This is a genomic window from Streptococcus australis, assembly GCF_047463015.1.
GTDB classification, from domain to species: domain Bacteria; phylum Bacillota; class Bacilli; order Lactobacillales; family Streptococcaceae; genus Streptococcus; species Streptococcus australis_F.
On the sequence record NZ_JASHER010000005.1, the window covers coordinates 165239 to 171421 of the forward strand.

The 6183-nt window shown below is 44.2% G+C and carries 6 protein-coding genes, 10 tRNA genes and 1 rRNA gene; 3 read left to right on the plus strand and 14 right to left on the minus strand.

Going from position 1 to position 6183, the window contains the following annotated elements; genetic code table 11:
- Positions 1 to 2: 2 nt before the first annotated feature.
- The 3 genes from QM873_RS06475 to rlmD all read right to left on the minus strand — a co-directional run bounded on the left by QM873_RS06475 (position 3) and on the right by rlmD (position 3069).
- Positions 3 to 1349: a DUF438 domain-containing protein gene (locus QM873_RS06475; protein WP_414279022.1), complete on the minus strand. Its 1347-nt coding sequence runs from the start codon at positions 1347 to 1349 to the stop codon at positions 3 to 5.
- A complete protein-coding gene (locus QM873_RS06480) occupies positions 1349 to 1582 on the minus strand; it encodes a DUF1858 domain-containing protein (protein ID WP_006596822.1) in 234 nt (77 codons plus the stop codon). Before QM873_RS06480 ends, QM873_RS06475 begins: the two co-directional genes overlap by 1 nt.
- Before the next feature lie 131 nt (positions 1583 to 1713).
- Complete coding sequence (gene rlmD / locus QM873_RS06485; protein ID WP_414279023.1) at positions 1714 to 3069, minus strand: 23S rRNA (uracil(1939)-C(5))-methyltransferase RlmD; 1356 nt, start codon at positions 3067 to 3069, stop codon at positions 1714 to 1716.
- A gap of 157 nt (positions 3070 to 3226) precedes the next feature.
- Between rlmD and recX the strand changes: the two genes are divergently transcribed.
- From recX to QM873_RS06500, 3 genes are all read left to right on the plus strand, one after another.
- Positions 3227 to 4003: a recombination regulator RecX gene (gene recX / locus QM873_RS06490; RefSeq protein WP_414279024.1), complete on the plus strand. Its 777-nt coding sequence runs from the start codon at positions 3227 to 3229 to the stop codon at positions 4001 to 4003.
- 87 nt (positions 4004 to 4090) lie between these two features.
- Entirely contained in the window at positions 4091 to 4624 is a 534-nt protein-coding gene (ntdP, locus tag QM873_RS06495) for a nucleoside tri-diphosphate phosphatase (protein ID WP_129822328.1), read from the plus strand.
- 99 nt (positions 4625 to 4723) lie between these two features.
- A complete protein-coding gene (locus QM873_RS06500) occupies positions 4724 to 5041 on the plus strand; it encodes a DUF960 domain-containing protein (RefSeq protein WP_048690403.1) in 318 nt (105 codons plus the stop codon).
- A 70-nt stretch (positions 5042 to 5111) separates the two neighbouring features.
- Here the strand turns inward: QM873_RS06500 and QM873_RS06505 are convergent.
- The 11 genes from QM873_RS06505 to rrf all read right to left on the minus strand — a co-directional run bounded on the left by QM873_RS06505 (position 5112) and on the right by rrf (position 6172).
- Positions 5112 to 5185: transfer RNA gene (locus QM873_RS06505), tRNA-Pro, on the minus strand.
- 19 nt (positions 5186 to 5204) lie between these two features.
- Positions 5205 to 5278 (minus strand) — tRNA-Arg (locus QM873_RS06510).
- Positions 5279 to 5314: 36 nt separating this feature from the next.
- Positions 5315 to 5388: transfer RNA gene (locus tag QM873_RS06515), tRNA-Arg, on the minus strand.
- A 21-nt stretch (positions 5389 to 5409) separates the two neighbouring features.
- Positions 5410 to 5495 (minus strand) — tRNA-Leu (locus tag QM873_RS06520).
- A gap of 7 nt (positions 5496 to 5502) precedes the next feature.
- Positions 5503 to 5574 (minus strand) — tRNA-Gly (locus tag QM873_RS06525).
- Positions 5575 to 5597: 23 nt separating this feature from the next.
- Positions 5598 to 5670: transfer RNA gene (locus QM873_RS06530), tRNA-Thr, on the minus strand.
- A gap of 17 nt (positions 5671 to 5687) precedes the next feature.
- Positions 5688 to 5769 (minus strand) — tRNA-Leu (locus tag QM873_RS06535).
- 5 nt (positions 5770 to 5774) lie between these two features.
- Positions 5775 to 5847, minus strand: a tRNA-Lys gene (locus QM873_RS06540).
- 31 nt (positions 5848 to 5878) lie between these two features.
- Positions 5879 to 5951, minus strand: a tRNA-Asp gene (locus QM873_RS06545).
- 2 nt (positions 5952 to 5953) lie between these two features.
- Positions 5954 to 6026 (minus strand) — tRNA-Val (locus QM873_RS06550).
- A gap of 30 nt (positions 6027 to 6056) precedes the next feature.
- Positions 6057 to 6172: ribosomal RNA gene (rrf, locus tag QM873_RS06555) — 5S ribosomal RNA — on the minus strand.
- Between the last annotated feature and the right edge of the window lie 11 nt (positions 6173 to 6183).

The following is a 6183-nucleotide window of genomic DNA, read 5'->3' on the forward strand; positions in this document are numbered from 1 at the left end:
TCTTACTCCAATCCTCTATAAAATTCACTATCGATCTCCCGATAAGGTTGGATATCCTGGACATATTCCAAGACACCTTGAAAGTATCCCGCTTCATCGCGCACTGCTGCATAGGTGACATGGACAAATTTCCCACGTGATTCGGATTTGAACCACATTTCGTACTTGTCTTTTTTCCCTTCTCGAAGCCCCTGCATGATAGCTTTGACCTTCTCCAAGTATTTTGGCGGGTGACACAGCTCAACATTGCGCCCTACCTGCGACGGTGTCCGTTTGAAGATCATCTCCTCAAAGGGAGCTGCATCATTGTAATACTGGAAGATATCATCCTTATTGACAAAAGTGATCTCCATCGGTAGATGGTTCAAGATCAAATTCGCCTGCTCCACCGATAAAAATCCATGGCCAAAAGCTTGTGGTTGCTGGCGGTCGAAGCTCTCTTCTTTTTTCTTAGGCGTGAAGGTAATGGTCAATTGTCCCTCAGGAGTCTCAATGACCTGACGGTGCTCGCCTCCATTTGAAGAAGGAAGTGGTTCAGTTGAATCTTCTGACTCTCTTGCTCCTTCTTCCTTGAAGTCCACGCGTTTCGGCACCCATTTCTCACTCGGAATGATAATGGCATAACCATAAGCATCACTTTCTTCCGCAATGGAAAGCCAATCATCCTGGCTAAAGGCCTCCAGCAAAATCATCAAGAGGATCGATTCTTCCTTGAAGATCATAGCCTCAAACTCTTGCGCAAAGGCTTCAAAGCGCTCTTTGACTTCAGAAATACCAGAATCCGGTAGTTTCTTGGCCGCATCCCTCGCTTTCGCAAAGAGTTCTCGAATCTGGTCATCTACTCCCCACATGACTTTAGGAGGGGAATCATGCCCATAGCGCTCCATAATCGGAAACATCAACTCTTCCTTGCGACGATAATGCCGATCAAACTGACCCACCAAGCCCAGCTGACGCAAGAGGCCTTTGTGAATCTCCTGGATCATCTCAGGATCCTCTGTCGTCTCATAATTATCCAGCAAGCGACGGACCCGCATCATAGCGGCCCGAAGGGCTAGATTCTCCTGTTTAAAGACCTGAACTGGGTGACCTGGATGGTCTGTATCTGCCACTTCGACCCCTTGTACAGCGTTCTTAAAGAGATTGGCGTGGACATCGCATAGCTCCATGACATCTTCAAAGGTGATACCTGTATCGGAGTTCATCAGTTCATGCTCCATGAGGGAAATCTCAATCGCAGACACCCCGCTAAAGGTCGCATCAAAGCGCTCTTGGACCGACTCAGGAGAAGCTCCATGATGAAGGTCTAATAAGATATCTCTTAAGACATGAATTCGTTCATCACTCATTAGTCTAGCCCCACTACTTCATAGCCATTAGCCTCTAGTGTTCGTACAATCTTCTCCATGGGAGTACCTTCTAATTTTGATCCTTGCTTCAAGGAAACCTTGCGCCCAACTGTATTGCGCATGATCGGATTGGCTAAGGGTTTAAAGCCCAATTCCACCAACAAGTCCAATACTTCCGGATGTTGATCAATGACTTGAGCAACAGGAATCGATACATCAATTTTATTATCCATCTTTCACTCTCACATTCTTCTCTCATCTAAGCTCCTGGGAATCTAACGCTCCTCCTGGGAGAGAGCCTCGGCCCTCTGATTGGCCTTTTCATACATGATTTGCCAAATATCCATTGTTGATTCTTATTCGATTAAGCTTTCTTGACCAATTTCACCACGGCCTCTGTCCGAGCTGTATGGGGAAACATATCCACTGACTGGATGTAGACGACATCATAGACCTTGGTCAAGTCCACGAGGTCCCGCGCCAGGGTGGAAACATTGCAAGAAACGTAGACCATCTTTTGAGGGGCATAGCGCAACAAGGTATCAATCAATTGAACCCCCAGTCCTGTCCGTGGTGGATCCACAATGACTGCATCTGCTCGATAGCCTTCCTTGTACCAACGAGGAATAATTTCCTCAGCCGTCCCAGCTTCATAGTGGGTGTTAGCAAATCCCATCTGCTTAGCATTGTACTTGGCATCCTCAATCGCTTCAGGGATAATGTCCATCCCCCGGACACTCTTGACCTTGTCCGCAAAGGCAAAACCAATGGTCCCAACCCCGCAGTAGGCATCAATCAAATGATCTTCCGGCGATACATCTAAGGCCTTGACAGCTTCACTATAGAGGACTTCGGTCTGCTCAGGATTTAACTGGTAAAAGGCCCGAGGAGACAAGGAAAATTCATAATCCAAGACCCCTTCTCGAATGGTCTCCTGTCCCCAAATAATCTGTGTCTTCTCTCCATAGATTTCACTGGATTTGGAGGTATTCAGATTGACTGCCACCGTCACAATTTCAGGGTGTTTTTCTACCAAATCCGCGACCAAGTCTGTTAAATTGATCTGCCGACTCGTCACCACGATCATTTGGACCTGTCCAGTCTTACGAGCCCGGCGCACCATGATGGTTCGGACCCCCAATTGCTTCCGATCATCTGAAATCGGAATCTGGTAGTAGGTCAATAACTCCGCTACATGGTTAGCGATTTCCTGAATGACCGGATCCTGGACCAGACAGTCCCTTAATTCCACCAAATAATGGGAATTTTGGGCGTACAAACCAGCCTTGACCTGCCCCTTAAATTTACGCGTCTGAAATTGAAGTTTGGCCCGATAATACTGTGGTTTTTCCATCCCAAGCGTCGGACGGATCAGATAATTTTCATACCCCTTAGGAGCATATTTTTTCAAGGCCTGCTGCAGCAAGTCCGTTTTGAACTCCAACTGCTTGCTGTACTTCAGATGCATGATCTGGCAGCCCCCACAGGTCTCATAGATATCACAGGTTGGCGTTACCCGATACTTGGAAGCCTTGTTGACAGACAAGAGCTTGGCTTCTGCAAAGTTCTTCCGAATCGCAGTAATTTGGCAAAAGACATCTTCGCCCTTTAAAGCCCCAGGCACAAAGACTAAGGTCTTCTTGTAAAAGCCAATCCCTTCTCCATTAATTCCCATTCGCTTGATTTTCAAAGGAATTCTTTGTTTAACTTTTAGATTCATATGTCTATTATACCATGTAGTTTCTCATTCGTTTAGAATATGATAGAATTGAAAAGAAAAACAAGGAATTACAGATATTTCTCAATTAGAATACGAATTATATAGAGAGAAAGATTGATCATAACCCCCAAAAAAATCGAAACGAAACAGGAAAACTATGAAAATCACCAAATTAGAAAAGAAAAAACGTCTCTACCTTCTAGAGCTGGATCAAGCCGAATCCCTCTACATTACAGAAGACACCATCGTCCGCTTCATGCTCTCACGAGACAAGGAAATTAGCCAGGAAGAACTCAAGGAAATCCAAACCTTTGCTCAGCTTTCCCATGCTAAGAATTTAGCCCTTTATCACCTTTCTTTTAAAGCCCGTACAGCTCGCGAAGTTCGCGACTACTTAGCTAAGCATGAAATCGACGAATCCACTATTGAAACCGTCATAAACACCTTAAAAGAAGACAAATGGATCGACGACTTGGCCTATACTCGGGCTATCTTTCAATCCAATCACCTCTCAGGTGACAAGGGACCCTATCTCCTCAAGCAGAAGCTCATTCAAAAAGGAGTCTCTTCCCACTATATTGATCAGATCACCTCAGAATTTGATTTTTCCGAGGTAGCTCAACGAACTGCCCAAAAATTAGCCAAACAATACGCTAAAAAACTTCCACTAAGAGCCTTAAAAGATAAAATCACACAAAATCTTATCAATAAAGGCTTTAGTTATGAAGTTGCTAAGCACGCCTATCACCAGTTGGATATCGAGCCAGATGAAGAACAAACACTCGACCTGATTATGAAGGAACTGGAAAAGCAACATCAAAAATATTCTAGAAAATATGAGGGCTACGAGCTCAAACAACGCCTCACTCAAGCACTTGCTCGCAAAGGCTACGACTACTCTGACATTTCTACAGCTCTTCGCGAATTCCTTTAAATAAAAATTCACATGAAAATCCCTTATTTTCATGAAAATATGATACAATATAGAGGATGTACTTAGATTGTAGAAAGTTGGTAAGTTATGAAACTACCTAAAGAAGGCGACTTTATTACAATTCAAAGTTATAAACATGATGGAAGTCTCCACCGAACGTGGCGGGACACCATGGTACTAAAAACTACGGAAAACGCACTGATCGGCGTCAATGATCATACTCTCGTTACAGAGAGCGATGGTAGAAGATGGATTACCAGAGAGCCAGCAATCGTTTACTTTCATAAGAAGTATTGGTTCAATATCATCGCTATGATACGAGAAAATGAAGTGTCCTACTATTGTAATCTAGCCAGTCCATTTTATATGGATCAAGAGGCACTAAAGTATATTGATTATGATCTTGATGTCAAAGTTTTTCCTGGTGGTGATAAGAAACTGCTGGACGTAGAAGAATACGAACAGCACAAACGTAAAATGAACTATTCAGATGACATTGACTTTATCCTAAAAGAAAATGTCAAAATCCTTGTAGATTGGATCAACAATCAATTAGGTCCTTTCTCTGAGGAATACATCAAAATTTGGTACAACCGTTATGTTGAACTGCGAAATAAATAAAGTTGAAAAGAGCGAAAGCTCTTTTTTTCGAACTTAATACTTGCAATATCCACTTAAAACAAGTACTATGTACTTAATAAAAAGAGGAAGGGAGATACTATGGCGTTTACGAATACTCGAGGTCGCTATGCTAGTTTTGGGGTTATGACCAGTTTACCAGATGATATTATTGATAGTTTCTGGTATGTCATTGACAACTACCTTAAACATGTCTATCCCTTAAACTCAGTTCTAAAATTTGAACTTATCAATCGAAAAGGAAAAACAACTTTACGGTTCAGTCAAAAAGACTTCCCCTTAGAAATTGCAGTTGATTTCCTAATTCCCTTCGACCCCTATTATCCAAGACAAGTCAGAATTGTCGATAATAAGGGACGAGAAACCATCATGCTGATTGACGAATACCAATTATTATAAAAGAAAAAGGCCACACGGCCTTTTTTCGTTACAAACAAATTAAAAAAGGTCATCTGACCTTTCTACTCTATCGGGAAGACAGGATTCGAACCTGCGACACCTTGGTCCCAAACCAAGTACTCTACCAAGCTGAGCTACTTCCCGAACTAAAGCTTACGCTTTATGCACCCTAGAGGAGTCGAACCTCTAACCGCCTGATTCGTAGTCAGGTACTCTATCCAGTTGAGCTAAGGGTGCTCGTTTCTATTCAATTGCTACATAGTCTTGCGACCATGCACCCTAGAGGAGTCGAACCTCTAACCGCCTGATTCGTAGTCAGGTACTCTATCCAGTTGAGCTAAGGGTGCTTCTTCTCCAACCTAAGTCTATGCCGAGGACCGGAATCGAACCGGTACGATCGTTACCAATCGCAGGATTTTAAGTCCTGTGCGTCTGCCAGTTCCGCCACCCCGGCCTCCTCAAGCGAACGACGGGATTCGAACCCGCGACCCCCACCTTGGCAAGGTGGTGTTCTACCACTGAACTACGTTCGCATCTGTTTCTTTATATAAAAAAATGCCGGCTACATGACTTGAACACGCGACCCTCTGATTACAAATCAGATGCTCTACCAACTGAGCTAAGCCGGCTCATTATTATTCTTTTATGCGGGTTAAGGGACTTGAACCCCCACGCCGTAAAGCGCCAGATCCTAAATCTGGTGCGTCTGCCAATTCCGCCAAACCCGCTATAATGACCCGTACTGGGCTCGAACCAGTGACCCATTGATTAAAAGTCAATTGCTCTACCAACTGAGCTAACGAGTCGTATCATTATCTGCTAGAAACTTCGTTTCTACGGTCCCGACGGGAATCGAACCCGCGATCTTCGCCGTGACAGGGCGACGTGATAACCGCTACACTACGGGACCTATGGGAGTTAACGGGATCGAACCGCTGACCCTCTGCTTGTAAGGCAGATGCTCTCCCAGCTGAGCTAAACTCCCAAAAAAGGAAGTCTTCTAACTTCCTATCTTGCTAAGCGACTACCATATCTCACAGGGGGCAACCCCCAACTACTTCCGGCGTTCTAGGGCTTAACTTCTGTGTTCGGCATGGGTACAGGTGTATCTCCTAGGCTATCGTCACTTAACTCTGAATGAT